Source organism: Streptomyces sp. CNP082 (assembly GCF_059570535.1).
Genome location: NZ_JCANSZ010000021.1, coordinates 37,847 through 55,838 on the forward strand (window position 1 = coordinate 37,847; position 17,992 = coordinate 55,838).

Consider the following 17,992-nt stretch of genomic DNA (forward strand, 5'->3'; position numbering starts at 1 on the left):
CGGCATGCGGGCCGGGCCCGTATGCCGCACCGTCCTCGTACGCCGTCCCCAAAGACCGGGAGAGACCGGGAGAGAGGTGCCTCCATGCCGTCAACAGCCCCGGGCACGGCGTCCGGTGCGGTCCAGCCCGACCCCGCCCGCTGGCGGGCGCTCTGGTTCATCTGCCTGGGCCAGCTGATGGTCGTGCTCAACGTCACCATCGTGAACATCGCGCTGCCTTCCGCCCAGGCCGACCTGGACATCTCGGACGGCAACCGGCACTGGGCCATCACCGCCTACACCCTCGTGTTCGGCGGGCTGCTGCTCCTGGGCGGCCGGCTCGCGGACCAGTGGGGCCGCAAGCGCACCCTCGTCATCGGCCTGGCCGGCTTCGGCCTCGCTCCCCTCCTCGGCGGCGCCGCCCAGAACGAGTTCATGCTCTACTCCTCCCGCGTCCTGCAAGGGCTGTTCGGGGCGCTGCTGCTGCCGTCCGCCCTCTCCCTCGTCGCCGTCACGTTCACCGAGCCGAAGGAGCGGGCGCGGGCGTTCGGCATCTACGGCGCCGTCGCCGGCGGCGGGAGCGGGATCGGCCTGCTGGCGGGCGGTGCCCTGACCGAGTACCTCAACTGGCGCTGGACCTTCTTCTTCAACGTCTTCGTCGCCGCGGTCGCCGTCCTGGGCACGCACCGCTTCGTCCGCGAGCCCGCCACGGCACGCAACCGCTCCCCGCTCGACCTCCCGAGCCTGGTGCTGGCCACGACCGGGGTGGCGTCGCTGGTGTACGGCTTCACCCGGGCCGAGTCCGACGGCTGGACCGACGCCGTGCCCCTGACGGTGTTCGCCGCCTCCGCCGTATGCCTGACCGCCTTCGTCCTCCTCGAATCGAGAGTGCGCGCCCCGCTGCTGCCGCTGCAGGTGCTGACCGACCGCACCCGGGGTGGCGTCTACCTCACGCTGGCCCTGGGATTCCTCACCCTGTTCGGCACCTTCCTGTGCCTGACCTACTACTTCCAGGTCGTCAGGGACTACTCGCCGATCGTCACCGGCCTCGCCTTCCTGCCGATGACGGCGGGCATGATCATCGGTTCCACCCAGATCGCCCCCCGGCTGCTGGCCCGCCTCCCCGCCCGCCTGGTACTGGGCCCGGCCTACCTGTGCGGTGGCGCGGGGATGCTGATGCTGACCCGGCTGGAGACCGGCTCCTCCTTCGCCGGCCTGGTACTGCCGGCGGAGACACTGATCGGCCTGGGCCTGGGCATGACGTTCATGCCCTCGATGAGCCTGGCCACCTACCGGGTGCACCCCCGCAACGCGGGCATCGCCTCCGCCACCGCCAACACCGCCCAGCAGATGGGCGCCGCTATCGGCACGGCCCTGCTCAACACGATCGCCGCCCGCGCCACCACCACCCACGCCGCCGACCACGGCACCGGGAAAACCGGCCGGCCGCCCGAGCAGTTGCGGCTGGAGAGCCTGGTTCACGGCTACACCACCGCCCTGTGGTGGGCCGCCGGCCTGATGGCGCTGGCCTCCCTCCTGGCCTTCACGGTCATCAACGCCGGCCGCCAGGGCGGGCCCGTTCCCCGGCAACCGGCGGAATCCGGGTAGCCGACGCCGACCGCTCAGCGGGAAGGCAACCAGCTCAGCCGGCGACAGCCCGTTTCCTCGTTGTCAGCGCTCCCGTCGCTCCGTGACCCATGCCACACGCGCTTCCTGTCAGCAATCGGCGCGCTGTTCCGCTCAACCCACCGAGAGCGAGGAACCGACAGGAGCAATGCATGGAGCACCGCATCGCCGCCCCGCGCGCCGGCGGCACGTTCGCGTCCCGACGCATCCTCACGGTCACCATCCAGACGCAGAGGGGGCGTCGCTTCACCTCCGGCACAGCCCGGCACCGGCGAGATGCCGTACGTGTGGGTGGCCGACGACGCGACCGTCCTGACCGCGCAGTCCGGCGCGTCCACGTGCCCGCGGAGGGCACCACCACTGCCTGACGCCCGGGCCCTCATCCCGCCTTCCACGCCTTCCACGCCTTCGGCAACCGGTCCTGCTCCAACGGCGCTTCTGGATGCCCTTCCTTAAGAGGAACTATGAGTACGAATCCCGCACAGACGGCACCCGCTGACGGGAGCCGCGGAGGCACGCCGGATGCGCGTCAGCTACGCGTGATCCTGATCGCGGTCTCCATGGCGCTGATGGCCGTCATAGCGTCGGTGTCCGGGCTGAACGTCGCCCAGACGCAGATGGCAGTCGACTTCGGCACCTCGCAGGACACCGTCCTGTGGATCATCAACATCTACACCCTCGCGCTGTCCGCGCTGCTGCTGCCGCTGGGCGCGATCGGNGACCGCCTGGGCCGCAAGCCCACGCTGATCGCCGGGCTGGGCCTGTTCGGCGTGGCGAGCGTGGTGGCGGCCCTGGCGCCGAGTGCCGAGGTGATGCTCGCCGCGCGGGTGGCCAGCGGCATCGGCGCGGCCACGATCATGCCCATCACCCTGGCCGTGATCACCTCCACCTTCCCCGAAGAGCAGCGCGGCAAGGCGATCGGCGTGTGGACCGGCGTCGCCGGAGGCGGCGGCATCCTGGGCATGTTCCTCTCCGCCTTCCTCGTCGACGTCGCCGACTGGCGCTGGCTGTTCGCCCTGCCCATCGCCCTGATCGTCATGGCCCTGGCCATGACGATGACGTCGGTGCCCAACTCCCACGAGCGCTCCGGCCACCGCTTCGACACCGTCGGCGCACTGATATCCGTCGTCGCCGTGGCCGCCCTCATCTTCTGCCTGCAGGAGGGACCGGAGCGCGGCTGGAGCGCAACCACGACCCTGGTCAGCCTCACCGTCGGCCTCCTCGCCACGGCCGGTTTCGTGTCCCGGGAGCTGCGCCGCCGGGACGCCGCGCTGCTGGACGTACGCCTGTTCCGTGAGCGCGGCCTGGCGGGCGGCTCGATCACGCTGCTCGTGGTCTTCGGTGTCCAGTCGGGTACGTTCGTGGTCCTCTTCCCGTTCCTCCAAGCCGTGGTCGGCTGGTCGGCACTGCTGTCCGCGGCGGCGCTCATGCCCATGGCCGTCGCGATGATGACGGCCTCCGGCCTGGCGCCCAAGCTGGCCGTGCAGGTCCGACCCCGCTTGACCATGGCCGCAGGCATCGCGCTGACCGGCGTCGGCCTGGCGCTCATGGCCCTGTTCGTCTCCGTCGATGACGGCTACCTGTCGATCCTGCCCGGCATCATCGTCATGGGCTTCGGCATGGGCCTGGCCATGGTGCCCTCCACCGAGGCCATCACCCTGACCCTGCCGCGCGAGAAACAAGGCGTCGCCTCCGCCCTCAACGACGTCACCCGGGAATTCGGCACCGCACTCGGCATCGCCATGCTCGGCGCCATCCTGACGGCGGGCTACCGCAGCGCCATCGACGACCGGCTGGACGATGTCCCCGAGAAGACCGCGGGCCCCGCGTGGGATGGCATCGCCACCGCCATCGAGGCATCGCACGGCGCGGGCCCGCACGCGCAGCACCTGGCCGACGCCGCACGGCAGTCCTACGTCGACGGTTGGCAGCAGGCCATGTGGGCGGGGGTCGCCGTCATGGCCGTGCTGTTCGTCTACATCGCTCTACGCGGCCCGGAGCGGCCCGCCCCCGCCGCCGGGTCGGGCAAGGCAGCGGACACCGAGACCGCCGCCGCCTGATGACCGCACGGCCGGCTGTTGCCGTTCCGAGCCCGGAGGCAGCGTTCCCACCGGCATGCCGTCCCGCCGCTCCCCCGCCCACAGCCGGGCAAGAACAGCAGGAGCGGGCGATCGCCTGCAGGGAAGCAGGCACGGTCCTGGCTCCGGGCGCCGGCAACATCGCTGATGAGGAGCCCAGCCCCTAGGGTGATCCACGTGGACGGCACCGCCACTGACGGCTTCGACACCAGCCTGTTCGAGGCCAGCCGGAACCGGCTGGCCTCGCTGGCGTACCGGCTGCTGGGCTCCGCCACCGACGCCGAAGACGTCGTGCAGGATGCGTTCCTGCACTGGCAGGCAACCGACCGGCAGCGGATCAAGGTACCGGAAGCATGGCTGACCAAGGTCGTCACCAACCTGTGCCTCGACCGGCTCCGCTCGGCGCGAGTCCGCCGCGAACGCACCGTCGGCCCCTGGCTGCCCGAACCGCTCCTCGACGGCGACCCGATGCTCGGCCCCGCCGACACCTACGAGCAGCGCGAATCGGTCTCCCTGGCCGTGCTGACCCTCATGGAACGCCTGTCACCCCGCGAGCGGGCGGTCTACGTCCTGCGCGAGGCGTTCTCGTACAGCCACGCCGAAATCGCCGAGATCCTCCGCATCACCGAGTCCGCGAGCCAGCAGCACCTCCACCGGGCCCGCAGCCGCGTCACCGCCGAGCGCCGCGGCGTCGGCGAAGTCGACCCGGCAGCCGCCCGCAGGATCGTCGCGGAATTCCTCGCCGCCGCCGCCTCGGGCCGCACCGAACGGCTGGTGGCGCTCCTCACCGACGATGCAATCGCGATCTCCGACGGCGCCGGCCTGACCAAGAGGCTGCTGCGCTACGACACCCCGCAGCACCTCGCCGCTGTCGCACGGACCGGCTTCAACCCCGCATCCGTACAACGACGATTCGCCGACGGCACACCCGCCGCCCACCACGTGCTCCTCAACGGCGGTCCCGCCCTCCTCTTCGCGGCCGGCGACCAGATCGTCGGCATCGTGACGTTCGACATCACGGGCGGCAAGATCGCAACAATGCTCGGCATCGCCGCCCCCACCCGCCTCGTCCGCCTCACCAAAGCCTGGCGGCAGCACGCCCAGGACACGCCGCTCCTCACCCAGTGGTGAACAGAGGTGATGCAGTGTTGATCCAGACGGCGTCGAACACTCGCGGCGGCTCGGGGCCGGCGAACACGACTGTGACCCGACGAACCGGCCCCCTCCCCATGAGTAGCCTGATGGTGTGTCCGGCACCGCTCCAGCACGGCAGGTTCCGCGGTTTCCCACCAAATCACCGCAGCCCCTGGTGCTCCTTGACTTCGCGCTCGCCGCCCTGCTGTGCGTCGGTCTGCTCTGGGCCGACGCCCGCAGCGGCGCCCACCGCGCCGCCGACGGCGAGGCCGCGCTGCGGACCGCGGGCATCGTCTTCGCCGCTCTCGCCGTTACTGCCCGCCGGTGCTGTCCGTGCTTGTCGTTCGCCGTGGCGTCGCTCTGTGCCTTCGTGGTCGCCGCGCTCGGCGGCGCACCGCAGGTGTCAGTCTGCGTCGCCGTCACCGCCTACACCACCGCGAAGACGGCGGAATACGCGTTCTGGTGGGTTCCCCCCGGTGTCGCCAGCCTGCTGATGGCCGCCGGGGTCGGCATCGGGCGTGTCACCCCGAGCTGGCTGGCCGTGCTCGTCGCCAACGTCGCGATCATCTGCGTCGGCTGGTTCGCCGGCCTTGTCGCCCAGGAGCGCCGGAACCGGATCACCGCCGCTGCCGAGCAAGAAGCCGAACGTGAACGTCAGCACGCCGCCAGGATCCGCCAGGCCGCCATCGACGAACGTCTGGTCATCGCCCGCGAACTGCACGACATCGTCGCGCACTCAATGAGCCTCATCGCGGTACGCGCCGGGGTCGCGCGCATGGTCATGGACAGCGATCCGGCCCAGGTGGCGGAGACCCTCGGCATCGTCGAGACCACCACCCGCCAGGCCCTCCACGAGATGCGGCTGCTCGTCGAGGTACTGCGCCACGAGCACGCCGTCGACCCCGCGCTCACTCCCACCCCCGGGCTGGCCGACACGGCCGCGCTGGCCGACCAGATCCGCCTTGCCGGCGTCGACCTGCGCCTCGACATCCGCGGTACGGCCCGCCCGCTCCCCGCCGCAGTGGACCTGTCGGCGTATCGCATCGCACAGGAGGCCCTCACCAACGTCGTACGCCACGCCGGGCCGACCCAGGCCGCCCTCCGCATCGAGTACCGCACCGAGGAGGTGGTCATCGAAGTCACCGACAGCGGCCCCTCCGAGCCACACCGCCGGAAGAGCCCCGGATTCCGCTCCACCACCGCGCCTGCCACCACGGCCGGTCACGGGCTGATCGGCATGCGCGAACGAGCGGCCCTGTTCGACGGCTACCTGAACGCCGGCCCGCATGGCGAGGGTTTCCGGGTCCAGGCGCTGCTGCGTACCGGGGGATCAAGCCCCACCACTACCGCCACCACGCCGGATGAGCCCGCGGCACCCGCGCCCTCAGCCACGAGCCCGTGACCGACCTGCACCGACACCCGCCCCGGCCTAGCGCCGCCGGGCCCGCTCGACGAGGCCGGTCTCGTAGGCGATCACGACGAGCTGGGCGCGGTCGTGCGCTTGCAGCTTGCTGAACAGGCGGCTGACGTGGGTCTTGACGGTGGCAACGCTGATGTTGAGCTGTGCGCTGATGTCGGCGTTCGAGTGCCCGGCGGCCACGTGGACGAGGACCTCTCTCTCGCGCTCCGTGAGCGGGTCGAGCAGGGTGGGCGAGACGCCGGAGTCGAGGGCGGGGCGGTTGACGAAGTCACGAATGAGACGCCGGGTCACGCTCGGCGCGAGGAGAGCGTCGCCGGCGGCGACGGTGCGGATTCCCGCGAGCAGTTGCTCGGGCGGGGTGTCCTTGAGGAGGAAGCCGCTGGCGCCGGCCTTGAGGGCGGCGAACACGTACTCGTCAAGGTCGAAGGTGGTGAGGATGACGATCCGGATCGCCTCGGTAGCCGGGTCGCCGAGTAGCTGACGGGTGGCCTCGATGCCGTCCATGTCCGGCATCCGCACGTCCATCAGGATGATGTCGGGCAGGTGCCGGCGGCCGGCTGCCACGGTGTCGCGGCCGGTGCTGGTCTCGGCCACGACCTCCATCCCGGCCGCGGCGTTCACGAGCACGCTGAAACCGGCCCGTACGAGGATGTGGTCGTCGGCTACGACCACCCGAATCGTCATCGCCGGCCTCCGAGTGCGGACGTCGGTACAGGTACCGCGGCTAGCCACCGTACAAGCCGGTACGCCCGGCCGTGCCCGCCGGCTCGTGCGGCTGCCGCGTTGCGGCGAGTGGCCGTCGGGTCACGGTCGCATCCGCGCGTACATCCAGGACTGTATGCCGACGGCCGGTACCCCCCTGGCCGGACGCCGGTACCAGCCCCCTGCCTGACGACGCCGGGGCCCACGCGGAGGCAGGCTTTGAGCTGCGGGAAGGTCCGTGGGACAAGGATGCGCGGACCGTGCGGCGCGGCAAGGCGCTGAGCCCGACCTACGTCACGAAGGCAGAGCTGTGCTCCATTTCGACAACCATCAGGCCGGGCTCCCGGGCGGAAGCCGATGAGCGGCATCGCGCGGTGGTGTTTCCGGCGCCGGTTCATCGTCATCGGCGGGTGGTTGCTGCTCCTCGCAATCCTGGTGGGCGGCGTGCGCGCCGCGGGCGGCGCCTCCTTCTCGGAGGCGTTCACCCTGCCCGGCACCGAATCGACCAAGGCCACAGAGCTGCTGAAAACACAGTTCAAGCGCACCTCCGGCGACACGAGCACCATCGTGCTGCACGCCACCAGGGGCAAGGTGACCGACCCGGCCGTCAAGGCCGACGTGAACAGGATGCTGGACCAGGTGGCCGAGGTGCCCGAGGTCGGCGCGGTGGCCGGCCCCTTCGCGCCAACAGGGGCGGCGCAGATCAGCCGCGACGGCGAGACCGCCTACGCAAAGGTCACCTTCACCGAGCAGAGCCAGAGCCTGGACACCGAGGCCATCCAGCAGGTCGTAGACCTGGGCTCGGAGCTGCGCAGCGACGCCCTGGAGGTGGAGTTCGGAGGGGCGGCGATGGGGGAGCTGGACAAACCCTCGACATCGAGCGCCGAACTGATCGGCATCCTGGCCGCGGCCATCGTCATGCTGTTCGCCTTCGGGTCCTTGGTGGCGATGGCCATCCCGCTCATCGCCGCAATCCTCGCGCTGGGCGGCGCGATCTTCTCGATCGACCTCCTCAGCCAGGTGATGAGCGTCCCCAGCACCGCCCCGATCATCGCAGCGTTCATCGGTCTCGGCGTCGGCATCGACTATGCGCTGTTCATCGTCGCCCGCTACCGCACCGGAATCCGGGGCGGGCTCAGCCCGCAGGAAGCGACCGTGGCGGCGATGAACACCTCCGGCCGGGCGGTCATCTTCGCCGGCGGTACGGTCGCGGTCGCGATGCTCGGCTTGCTCATGCTCGGGTTCAGCATCCTGTCCGGGATCGGACTGTCGGCTGCGATCATGGTGGCGTTCGCCGTCGCGGTCGCCGTGACCCTGCTCCCGGCCTTGTTCGGGGTGTTCGGCACGCGGGTGCTCAGCCGCCGCCAACGCGCCCGGCTCACGCGTGAAGGACCGAGTGAGACCCGGGCCTCGAACCGGTGGGCCCGATGGGCTGGATTCGTACAGAAGCGGCCGGTGCCCCTGACGATCACCGCGACCGTGGTCATGGTGGTGCTGACGATCCCGTTCTTCTCGATGCGACTGGGGTCCTCCGACGCCGGCAACAACCCGGCCGACACCACCACACGTCAGGCATACGACCTGCTCGCTGGGGGCTTCGGCCCCGGACACAACGGCCCGCTGCAACTCGTGGCGAAGGTCCCGTCCCCGCAGGCCGCGACCGATTTCACCCGGCTGGGACAGCAGATCGAGACCGTTCCGGGGGTGGCGTCCGTACAGACCCCTCCGGCCACGCCCGGCGCGACGGTGCACACCATGCAGGTCATCCCCACCGCATCCCCGCAGTCGGAACAGACGTCGAACCTCATCGACACCCTGCGCGACCGCGTCATCCCCGCTCACGAGGAGGACGGGCTCACCGTCTACGTCGGCGGGCAGACCGCCGTGCACAAGGACTTCGCGTCCGAACTGAGCGGCAAGATGCCGCTCTTCGTCACCATCGTCGTCGTCCTGGGGTGCCTGCTGCTGATGCTCGCGTTCCGCAGCGTGCTCATCCCGCTCACCGCGGCGGTGATGAACCTGCTCTCTGCCGGCGCCGGGTTCGGCGTCGTGGTCGCGGTCTTCCAGTGGGGCTGGGGCTCGTCCGCCCTGGGCGTGGGCCCGGCCGGGCCAGTGGAGTCGTTCCTGCCGCCGATGATGCTGGCCGTCCTGTTCGGGCTGTCCATGGACTACGAGGTGTTCCTGGTCAGCCGCATCCACGAGGAATGGCTCCACACCGGCGACAACAACACCGCCGTCCGGCGCGGCCAGGCCGCCACCGGGCAGATCATCACGGCTGTCGCGATCATCATGATCTGCGTGTTCACAGCCTTCGTCTTCGCCGGCCTGCGCATCATCGCCGAGTTCGGGCTCGGCGTGGCCGCGGCCATTCTGCTCGATGCCCTGGTGGTGCGCACGATCCTCGTGCCGGCCGCCATGCAGTTGTTCGGGAAGGGGAACTGGTATCTGCCCAACGCGATCGACCGGATCCTGCCCCACGTCTCCGTCGAGGGACCCGCCGAAGCGCCGACCGGCGGCGAACGGGTTCAGGCCTCGCCCCCGGCCGACGGCCCCAGTCCGGTCCTCGCCGACAAGCGCGGTGGCTGACGCCGATGCTCTCACCGTTGCGCCTCCGATTACGGGCCTGCGCCGCCGGGCTGGACGTCACCGTGCACGTCGCCGTCGAGCAGCCAGGCGAGCAGGCAGCGCTGCCCGGCCGACTGACATCGATGCCGGCCTCCGAACTGGACCTGTCCTTCACACTGATCCAGAACCACACGATGATCGTGCCGCACAGGCTGTGCGGCTCACCGACGTACTGTCCAGCGTGCTGGTCCCCGCCGCCAGCCGTCGCCGCCGACGCGGCCAGGCTGATCACCGCCTGGGCCCGGTCTTCCATACCGCCGCGCCCGGTCATGGCGGACGCCGCTGTACGCCGGCTCGAGGAACCGCTGACGGATGGTCTCGTCACGGTTACGGGGGTCAGCGCAGTCGCGTTCGCCGTTCTCGGCGCGGCCGACGTCATTCGGATACGCCACCAGGGCACGCAGACGGTGGGTGCCTGGGCGGCGAAAAGAAAACCTAGGGGTGATGAGGGCATGGCGATCTCACTGTCCGTGGTGCTGTTCATGGGGATCCTCCTGGTCGTGCTGATGCGCAACGGCTCAGTCAAGACGGGGCCTGCGATCATCGCAGTGCTCTTCGGCTTCCTGCTGGCGTCCACGGGCTCGGGACCGGAAATACAGGACTTCCTCGACGAGATGGCCGAGAGCATCAGCGCGCTCGGCACCTGACGGCCGACGTGGTAAGCCCGCCGCGCGGCTCGATCCTCAGGCGCCGTGCGAGCACGCATAGATCCCTGAGTAACGCTTCTCAGCGATCTCACAGAGATCACACGGCCGCTCTCGCAGAGCCGGCGAGGAAGGCTGGGGCCATGGAGCAGTCACCGGTACGGATCCTGGTGGTCGACGACGCGTCCTACCTGGCCGACATCGTCACCGCGGCCCTGCGCTACGAGGGATTCGAGACCACGGTGGCCGCGACCGCAGCCGCCGCACGGGCCGAGGTGAAGCGCTTCCGGCCCGATCTGATCGTGCTGGATGTGATGCTGCCGGACGCCTCGGGTATCGAGACCTGCCGGCTGTCGGTGGCCACGGTCTGGCGGCTGCTGAAACGGCACGGCTGGTCCTGGCAGGCACCCGCCCGCCGGGCACTCGAACGTGACGAGCACGCCGTCGAGCTGTGGAAGAAGGAGGTCTGGCCCCGGGTAAGAGGCTCGCGGCGGCGTCCGGGGCCTGGATCGTCTTCGAGGACGAGGCCGGCTTCTAGATGACTCCGCCGGTCGCCCGCACCTGGGGCCGACGCGGACACACCCCCGTCATCCGCGTCCGCGGCCGCTCGCGCCGCCGGACCTCCATCGCCGCCGTGTGCTGTTACAAACCCGGCGAGAAGAGCCGCCTCATTCACCGGCCCCGCGCTCATCTCCGCCTCAAGGGAGCGCGCAAGAGTTTCTCCTGGCAGGACTACCGCGACCTCCTGGTCCGCGCGCACATCCAGCTCGGCGGGCCGATCGTGGTGATCTGGGACAATCTCAATACTCATCTGGCCGCCGGGCTGAAGCGGTACGAGGCCGAGCACGACTGGCTCACCACTGTCCGGCTCCCGCCCTATGCACCCGATCTCAACCCCGTCGAGGCTATCTGGTCACTCGTCCGCAGGGCGATGGCCAACACCGCCTTCGAAACTCCCGAGAACCTCGACCGCACACTTCGCGGAGAGTTACGCAGGATCCAGCTCCGACCCCACCTGATCGACGGCTGTCTCACCGCCACCGGCCTGCCCTTCGCGCCGCTGACCCCACCCTGGAAACCTCAGTAAGCCGAGGAAAACCCCTCAGAGACCCTCGCCTGTTCGGCGCGCCACCTCAGGACGCGCCGGGGATGGTCACTCCGAAGCCCTGAGTCAGGCCAGCTTCTTGAGCATTTCGGCTGCGGCGGGTCCGGCAGAGGCGGGGTTCTGACCGGTGACCAGGTTGCGGTCGACGACCACGTTTGGGGCCCACGGCTCGCCCTCCTGGTAGTCGGCGCCGATCTCGACGAGGCGGTCCTGGAGCAGCCACTTGGCGCCCGCCGCAAGACCACTCTGGATCTCTTCGGCGTTGCTGAAGCCGGTGAGCCGGTAGCCGGCGAAGGCGTTGCCGCCGTCGGCCTCGGTGGCGGCCAGCAGCGCGGCCGGGGCGTGGCAGACCACGCCGAGCGGCTTGCCCGAGGCGAGGGCGTCGATGAGGAGCTTGCCCGAGGTGGCGTCGACGGCCAGGTCCTCCATCGGGCCGTGGCCACCGGGGTAGAAGACGGCGGCGTAGTCGTCGAGGTCGACGTCCTCCAGCCTGACGGGGTGCTGGAGCTCGCTGATCGAGGCGAGGGCGTCCGCCATCTTCTTCGCGCCCTCCTCGCCGCCGTTGAACTGCGGCGCCAGGCTTCCCTGGTCCAGGGGCGGCACGACGCCGCCCGGCGTGGCGACGACGATCTCGTGGCCGGCGGCCGTGAACGCCTGGTAGGGGGTCACGGCCTCCTCGGCCCAGAAGCCGGTCGGGTGCTTGGTGCCGTCGGCCAGCGTCCAGTGGTCGGCGCCGGTCACCACGAAAAGGATCTCCGGCATGGTGTGGTCTCCTGGGGACGGGGTCAGCTGGGTCGTTGTTCGGTGCCGGCCAAGGCAGCGAGGATCAAGTCGCTGACGGCCTTGGTGGACACCGGGTTCTGCCCTGTGATCAGGCGGCCGTCGCGCACGGCGTGCGGCGTCATCGGGACAGTGCCGCGCACATACTTGGCGCCTTTCGCGCGCAGTTCGTCCTCCAGGAGGAACGGCACCCTGCTCTTCACGCCGGCCAGTCGTTCCTCGACCGTCGCGAAGCCGGTGACGGTGCGGTTCCGTACCAGGGGGTTTCCGTCGGTGTCGCGGAGGTTGATGAGGGCGCAGGCGCCGTGGCACACCGAGGAGACGATGCCGCCGTCGGCGTAGATGGCCTGGGCCGTTCGCTGCAGGCCGGCGCTGTCGGGGAAGTCCCACATGGTGCCGTGACCACCCGTGAAGAAGATCGTGGAGTAGTCGTCCGGATCTGTGCCGGCAACGGAAGGGGTCGCTTTCAGAGCGTCCATGAAGGCTTGGTCGTCGAGATACCCGCGAACCGTCCGGTCAACGAACAAGCGACCGAGACTACGGGGGTCGAGCGGCACCTCGCCGCCCGCCGGGCTCACCACGTCCACCGTGTGACCGGCCTTCACTGCCTTGTCGTAGAAATGGACGAGCTCGCCCAGCCACAGTCCGGTCCGGTGCTCGCTCGCCCCATAGGTGGCCTGATTGGTCACGACCGCAAGAATCTTTTTCCGTCTCACTTTTCCCTCGTCTCCTGGGCGGCGCCTGGTTTCGAAGCTAAAGCTGTCCACGTGTCGGCGCCAATGGAGAGCCCGATACCTGGTATCGAAGAACCGATGCCTGGCCCGGGGTCATACGGCACCTGGCCGGCATGCCTGCCTCGTAGGCTTGAAGCCGTGAGCGATCACGACATTCATGGGTCCGGTCCGCTGGACCTGAACCTGCTGCGCACCTTCCTCGCGGTGCACCGCCTGGGTTCCTTCACCGCCGCGGCGCGCCAGCTGAGCCTGTCGCAGTCCACTGTCACCACGCACATCCGGGCACTGGAGAGACGCCTGGGCCGCGAGCTGTTCGAACGCCGGGCGCAAGGCGTCACTCCGCTGCCCCATGCGGATGAACTCGCCGCCCGGCTGTCGGCGCCCCTCGACCAGTTGGCCGTCATCAGCGGTGAGGAGCCGAGCAGTACCGTGGTGCCGGTCCATCTGGCGGGACCCGCGGAGTTCCTGGGCACGCTCGGCCTCACGGTGCTGGCCCAGCTGGTCGCGCAGGGCGTCCGGCTGCGGGTGGCCACCGGGCTGACCGAATCACTGCTCGAAGAACTGCGGGCCGGGCGCCACGACCTGGTCGTCGCCACCCGGCGGCCCCGTGGCCGGACGCTGCACGCCGAACTCCTCGGCGACGAGGAGTTCGTCCTGATCGCTGCACCGGGATGGGCAGAACGGCTCAAGGGGCAGGAGCTGCCCACTGCCCTGGAGGACCTCCCGCTGATCGCCTACGCCGAGGATCTGCCCATCGCCCGCCGCTACTGGCGCCACGTCTTCGACCGCCGTCTGCATGCCCAGGCCGCGATCACCGTCCCCGACCTGCGCAGCGTCCTCACCGCCGTCACTGTCGGCGCCGGCTGGAGCGTCCTGCCCAGCTATCTGTGCCGCACCGAACTCGCCTCCGGCGTCCTCCGTCTGCTGCACCAGCCGGAGGACCCGCCGATCAACACCTCCTACCTCGTCCAGCGCCCGGGCAGCTCCACCAACCCGCACGTGACACTCGTCCGCGAGCACCTGCTGGCCGCCGCGAAAACCTGGTGAGCCGGCCCAGCGGTGCCGGGGCCTGCCTCGATGCCGATGTGCGATGCCGATCTGCCCGCACGGGATCCGTGTTTTCGCAGCGGCATACCGCGAGGATCATGAACCGTCACCACCCGACGCCAACCCGAAAACCTCAGTAAGCAACCAGCCCCCGTAAACGGGTCCGCCGGCGTGGCACGACGTCAAACTTGAGGTCGTCAAGGCCAGCGACTGGGGCTCCTCAACGCGGCCGAGGTCCATGCCCGGAGGCTCCCCTCGTCCCCCTGCGGGCATCCTCCAGATCCAGCAGAATCCCAGCCGTGGGGAAACTCCGACCGGATTCGACCACGGCCGTGCGTCGGGTGTCAGAGGCGAGAGGGGCGGGCGGGCGCCGGCCAGCCCTGCCGCCCGGTTCAGGAACGGGTGCCGGCCATGGCCGCTTCGACCAGGTCATGGCCCAGGTCGAGGCGGATCCCGTCCGGGTTGGTCAGGTCGTAGTCGGCGTACCAGCCGGCTTCGGCCTCCGGGTGGGGGCCGACGACGGCGACGCGCCCGTCGCCGTACGGGGTGAGGACCGCGGCCGGCAGGGTGTTGTCGTACGTGGCGATCACGGTGGCGGTGGCGGGCTCGTCGGCCAGCTTGAAGTAGGGCCCGTCCTGGAAGTACATGTGCCGCCGCCGGCCGCGCCAGCGGACGGGGATGACGGTGTCCGCAGCCGTGTGCACCGACGCGCCCGGGGAGGCGATGTACGCGTCGGTGTCACCGGGCAGGAGACCGAAGCCGGGGCTGCGGCCGGCCAGGTAGGCGCCCATGCAGAAGCCGAGATAGCGGCCTCCGTCGCGCACCCAGCGGCGGAGCGGACCGGCGAAGGCACGCATCTCCCGCCAGGCGGCCGTCAGGTCGTCACCGCCGCCCGGCTGGGCGTAGATATCCGCCTCTGCCAGTGCCGACGCCGTCAGCGGCACGTCTTCGCCGGGGCCGCAGTACCGCACCCGCGGGGCCGACGGCGCGCTCCGCAGCAGCGCGGCCACCGCCTCCGCGCAGCCCCCGCACGCCGCCGGACCCCGGTAGACCAGAGCACGCAGCCGCCGCGACCGCCGTTCGGGAGACTCCCCGGAGGACCGCCGCCGCCCGCACCCGGTCTGAACGCCCGCCAACACAGCCGCCGGAACGGCAAGCGAGAGCAGCCGACGCCTGTCCATGCGGAGAACGTGGACGGTGAGCCCTCCGGTTGTCAAGTCAACCGCGGGCGCCGTCCAGACTGCTGGCGGCGGGGGTGTGTCGAACGGTCAGCCGTCGGCAGCTTGTGGAACAGCTCGATATCAGGGCCCCCTCCCGCAGCAGTGCGAAATCTTGGGCTGACATCGTCGGCGGCTGTGGAGGATGTCGAGTGAGCCGGAGTTGGGCGTTCTTCAGGCGCAGGTCGCGCACCCACTTGGTGCGCACGCACCCCGGAGCGCAAGGGCTTCCACGGACCTCGCCCGACCGCCGCTCGACGAGCCGACCCCGTCGATCCCGGCCGGGTCGAGGCCCTGTCGCGCGGCAGCTTGACGCCGACGAGCGCGGCTACGTCGAGTTGCTGCGCGGCTGCGCCAGGCTCCGGCTGGGTGGCCGCACCTCCCTCGCCGCGGCGAGGGAGCACGACATCGCGGCACGGCCCACGCCGGCGGACGCGCGGCTCTCGCCGCCGGGCGCCGCATGGAGACCGGGCCGCTGGCCGCGTGGGGCGCGCTGGCCGGCGCGGATTCGGTTGAATCGAAGCCTCAGTCAAGGATCGCGAGGTGCTCGGCGGCGCCGCCATGCCATTCGATCATGAAGAGGGTGGCGTCGTCGCTGGTGAGCCCGCCGCGTTCCCTCTTCAGAGTGTGGGAGAGTTGGCGCAGATCCGCCCGGAGCCCCTGTGACGGCTCCTGTCCAAGGCGGTTGATGCAGCGTGCGAGGCGCTCCTCACCGAACGACTCCCCGCCATCGATGCGTTCTTCGATGATGCCATCGGTGTAGCACAGCACCCGGTCGCCCGGCTGGAGCAGGTGTTGTCTGGTCCGGGGTGCCTCACCGCCGATGCCGACGGGCAGCGTGGTCGCGCTTTCCAACTGCCCCACGACCCGGCGCTCGCGGATCAGCAGCGGCGCGGGGTGCCCCGCGTTGACCAGTTCCAGCTCACCGGTGGCGACGTTGACATGCATCAGCTGCGCCGTGACGAAGTGGTCGGAACCGAACTGCCGCGCGATGGCTTCGTCCATGAACGCGTACTTCTCGGCCAGGCTGACGAATACGCGCCGGGCATGCCGGTAAGCGCCGATGGCGATCGTTGCCATCGTGGCGGCGTCCAGGCTGTGGCCCATCGCGTCGATCACGGCAATGTGCAGGATGCTGTCGTTGAGGGCGTAGTCGAAGCTGTCGCCGGCGACGCGGTAGGCGGGCTCCAGCACGCCGGCCACCGAGACCTGCGGAATGGACATCGTCAGCGGTGGCAGCAGGCTCCACTGGATCTCCGCGGATACGCTCATCGGCTCCCGGCGGCGGGCCAGGAAGAACTGGTCGGTGTAGGCGTTCTTGGTGACCAGCATGTCGGCGACCAGGCCGGCGAGCCTGCCCAGCAGACGACGGTCGTCGTCGCCGACGGCGTCCAGGGTCAGGGCCATCACTCCCACCTGGTCGCTGCCGTCCAGCAGCGGCAAGAACATCCGCACGCCATGGGCCTGCGGCACCTCGACGACCTCCGCGCGCAGAAAGGCCCGGCCAGCAGGGGAATCACCAACCGCCTGGGGCTGGCTGACGTGCAGCTTGCTGCCCGGCAGCGGCACCAGCAGCTCCTGAGCGTAGTCCTGGAGCAGGATGGAAACGTCACGCCCACCGATCCCGGCCACCTCTTCCGCGATCAGCGGGGCAATCAGTTGCGGCGGCATCAGCCGCGCCCGATCCAGCAGCAGCCCCAGCAGCCGCTCGCCGAAACCCTCCGACCGGTCCACGCTCTCCTCGGCCATGGCCTGTCCTGCCACCTCCGCCGCCCACGCCGCTCACCGCCTCCACACAAGATGACCTGGAAAGCCGCCCGAGCGGGCCATTACGCCATATACGGCATGTCGGCACACGCTGCCCACACGAATGGATCAGGCCGCCCGGGGCAGCGAAGACTGAAGTGCCCCGGGATCTTTGGAGGCTCCAGGTTCTGGCTGTGGCCTGCAGGTTCTGTGCGCCCTGGCAGCAGGTGTTCCCCGTCAGCCGCATGCACGAGGAATGGGTCCACACCCGCGACGACCGGCGCGTCATCACCGCGGAATCATGTTCGCCCTGTTCATCGCCTTCTCCTTTGGCGGCGAACGGATCGTCGCCGAGTTCGGATCGGCCTGGCCGCCGCCGCATGCGGCCATCGACACGTTCATCCTGCGGACGGTCCTCGTCCCGGCCGTGATGTACCTGTTCGGCAAGGCCAGTCGGCGGCTTCCCCGCTGGCTCGACAGGCGCCTTCCGCGCCTGTCCGTCGAAGGCCCCGCGGAGGCGGCCGAGGAGAGCCGGCAGCCCGAACCCGTCACCCACTGGACCTGTGCGAACGCCAGAGAGATCTCTTGCGTCGTGGGGCCGCCGCCCCCGGTCGTGGCCAGGCATGGGGCCAGCCGCGACCGCCCAGGCGAATGCCCGCAGCGTGGCGCAGCAGCCGCCTCAACGCACAGCCCGGATCACCGCGTCGCAGCCCGGTCAGCCCCAGATGGCTCCGGCGATGACGGCCTGAGGCTGTCCCGCGGTGCGGTCGAGGCGGCTGGGGCCGGGTGCCGCATTCGGTGCGCGGCACGCGGCCACCGTGCCCTCGACGGCCGCGGCGCCACCGTCTCCGGGAACGGGAATCCGGCCGGAGGGACGTCTCTCCGGCCGGGCTTCGTGGCCCGTAGCTCCGTCACGGCGGGGGTGGGGCAGCGGCGGCAGTCATACCCCGAGCACCGGCGGGACGCCGCAGACGCCTCCGCTGCGGTGGTCGCCAGACCTGCTCCGGCGGTGGCGACGATGACGGTCGCGCTTGCCCATAGACGCTTCACTGAGGATCCCCCTGTCAGAAGGTGTCGGCGAGGACTCGCCGCATTCCACTCCGCCTTCTTCGGCTGCCGCCGAAGCACCGGACCGGTCGCGCGCATGACGTACGC

12 protein-coding genes and 2 pseudogenes are annotated in these 17,992 nt (G+C 70.3%); 9 read left to right on the forward strand and 5 right to left on the reverse strand.

Annotated elements, in window-relative coordinates; all coding sequences use genetic code 11:
* Nucleotides 1-84 precede the first annotated feature (84 nt).
* The 4 genes from B124_RS18320 to B124_RS18335 all read left to right on the forward strand — a co-directional run bounded on the left by B124_RS18320 (nt 85) and on the right by B124_RS18335 (nt 6,219).
* Nucleotides 85-1,587 carry an MFS transporter gene (locus B124_RS18320; RefSeq protein WP_496503948.1) on the forward strand — a complete coding sequence of 501 codons (1,503 nt, stop codon included), beginning with the start codon at nt 85-87 and terminating at the stop codon, nt 1,585-1,587.
* Nucleotides 1,588-2,069: 482 nt separating this feature from the next.
* The gene (locus tag B124_RS18325) at nt 2,070-3,665 is read left to right on the forward strand and encodes an MFS transporter (protein ID WP_496503949.1); all 1,596 of its coding nucleotides are present in this window, start codon (nt 2,070-2,072) and stop codon (nt 3,663-3,665) included.
* Between the two features lie 195 nt (nt 3,666-3,860).
* Nucleotides 3,861-4,814, forward strand: coding sequence for a sigma-70 family RNA polymerase sigma factor (locus B124_RS18330; RefSeq protein WP_496503950.1), 954 nt, complete (start codon nt 3,861-3,863; stop codon nt 4,812-4,814).
* A 178-nt stretch (nt 4,815-4,992) separates the two neighbouring features.
* Nucleotides 4,993-6,219, forward strand: coding sequence for a sensor histidine kinase (locus B124_RS18335; RefSeq protein WP_496503951.1), 1,227 nt, complete (start codon nt 4,993-4,995; stop codon nt 6,217-6,219).
* Nucleotides 6,220-6,246: 27 nt separating this feature from the next.
* Here B124_RS18335 and B124_RS18340 read toward each other — a convergent pair whose 3' ends face one another.
* The gene (locus tag B124_RS18340; RefSeq protein WP_496503952.1) at nt 6,247-6,921 is read right to left on the reverse strand and encodes a response regulator; all 675 of its coding nucleotides are present in this window, start codon (nt 6,919-6,921) and stop codon (nt 6,247-6,249) included.
* A 375-nt stretch (nt 6,922-7,296) separates the two neighbouring features.
* On the opposite strand from B124_RS18340, the gene B124_RS18345 reads away from it, so the two are divergent.
* The 4 genes and pseudogenes from B124_RS18345 to B124_RS18360 form a co-directional block, all read left to right on the forward strand.
* Complete coding sequence (locus B124_RS18345) at nt 7,297-9,525, forward strand: MMPL family transporter (RefSeq protein WP_496503953.1); 2,229 nt, start codon at nt 7,297-7,299, stop codon at nt 9,523-9,525.
* Nucleotides 9,526-10,016: 491 nt separating this feature from the next.
* Nucleotides 10,017-10,211: a hypothetical protein gene (locus tag B124_RS18350; RefSeq protein ID WP_496504001.1), complete on the forward strand. Its 195-nt coding sequence runs from the start codon at nt 10,017-10,019 to the stop codon at nt 10,209-10,211.
* A gap of 140 nt (nt 10,212-10,351) precedes the next feature.
* Nucleotides 10,352-10,498 (forward strand): annotated as a pseudogene (locus B124_RS18355) (DNA-binding response regulator); the annotation flags it as partial.
* 63 nt (nt 10,499-10,561) lie between these two features.
* Nucleotides 10,562-11,295: pseudogene (locus B124_RS18360) on the forward strand (IS630 family transposase); the annotation flags it as partial.
* Between the two features lie 84 nt (nt 11,296-11,379).
* On the opposite strand, the gene B124_RS18365 reads toward B124_RS18360, so the two are convergent.
* Both B124_RS18365 and B124_RS18370 read right to left on the reverse strand, forming a co-directional pair.
* Nucleotides 11,380-12,075: a type 1 glutamine amidotransferase domain-containing protein gene (locus B124_RS18365; RefSeq protein WP_496503954.1), complete on the reverse strand. Its 696-nt coding sequence runs from the start codon at nt 12,073-12,075 to the stop codon at nt 11,380-11,382.
* Nucleotides 12,076-12,098: 23 nt separating this feature from the next.
* The gene (locus B124_RS18370; protein WP_496503955.1) at nt 12,099-12,782 is read right to left on the reverse strand and encodes a type 1 glutamine amidotransferase domain-containing protein; all 684 of its coding nucleotides are present in this window, start codon (nt 12,780-12,782) and stop codon (nt 12,099-12,101) included.
* Nucleotides 12,783-12,965: 183 nt separating this feature from the next.
* Between B124_RS18370 and B124_RS18375 the strand changes: the two genes are divergently transcribed.
* The gene (locus B124_RS18375; protein WP_496503956.1) at nt 12,966-13,874 is read left to right on the forward strand and encodes a LysR family transcriptional regulator; all 909 of its coding nucleotides are present in this window, start codon (nt 12,966-12,968) and stop codon (nt 13,872-13,874) included.
* Nucleotides 13,875-14,266: 392 nt separating this feature from the next.
* On the opposite strand, the gene B124_RS18380 is transcribed toward B124_RS18375, so the two are convergent.
* Complete coding sequence (locus B124_RS18380) at nt 14,267-14,884, reverse strand: BPL-N domain-containing protein (RefSeq protein WP_496503957.1); 618 nt, start codon at nt 14,882-14,884, stop codon at nt 14,267-14,269.
* A gap of 732 nt (nt 14,885-15,616) precedes the next feature.
* On the reverse strand, nt 15,617-16,840 hold the full coding sequence (locus B124_RS18385; RefSeq protein ID WP_496503958.1) for a PP2C family protein-serine/threonine phosphatase: 1,224 nt from the start codon (nt 16,838-16,840) through the stop codon (nt 15,617-15,619).
* Between the last annotated feature and the right edge of the window lie 1,152 nt (nt 16,841-17,992).

What these genes read in the sequence shown, in the direction of transcription:
- B124_RS18340 (WP_496503952.1), bottom strand. Translation starts at nt 6,921, where the DNA reads ATGACGATTCGGGTGGTCGTAGCCGACGACCACATCCTCGTACGGGCC.
- B124_RS18365 (WP_496503954.1), bottom strand. Translation starts at nt 12,075, where the DNA reads ATGCCGGAGATCCTTTTCGTGGTGACCGGCGCCGACCACTGGACGCTG.
- B124_RS18350 (WP_496504001.1), top strand. Translation starts at nt 10,017, where the DNA reads ATGGCGATCTCACTGTCCGTGGTGCTGTTCATGGGGATCCTCCTGGTC.
- B124_RS18320 (WP_496503948.1), top strand. Translation starts at nt 85, where the DNA reads ATGCCGTCAACAGCCCCGGGCACGGCGTCCGGTGCGGTCCAGCCCGAC.
- B124_RS18385 (WP_496503958.1), bottom strand. Translation starts at nt 16,840, where the DNA reads ATGGCCGAGGAGAGCGTGGACCGGTCGGAGGGTTTCGGCGAGCGGCTG.
- B124_RS18345 (WP_496503953.1), top strand. Translation starts at nt 7,297, where the DNA reads ATGAGCGGCATCGCGCGGTGGTGTTTCCGGCGCCGGTTCATCGTCATC.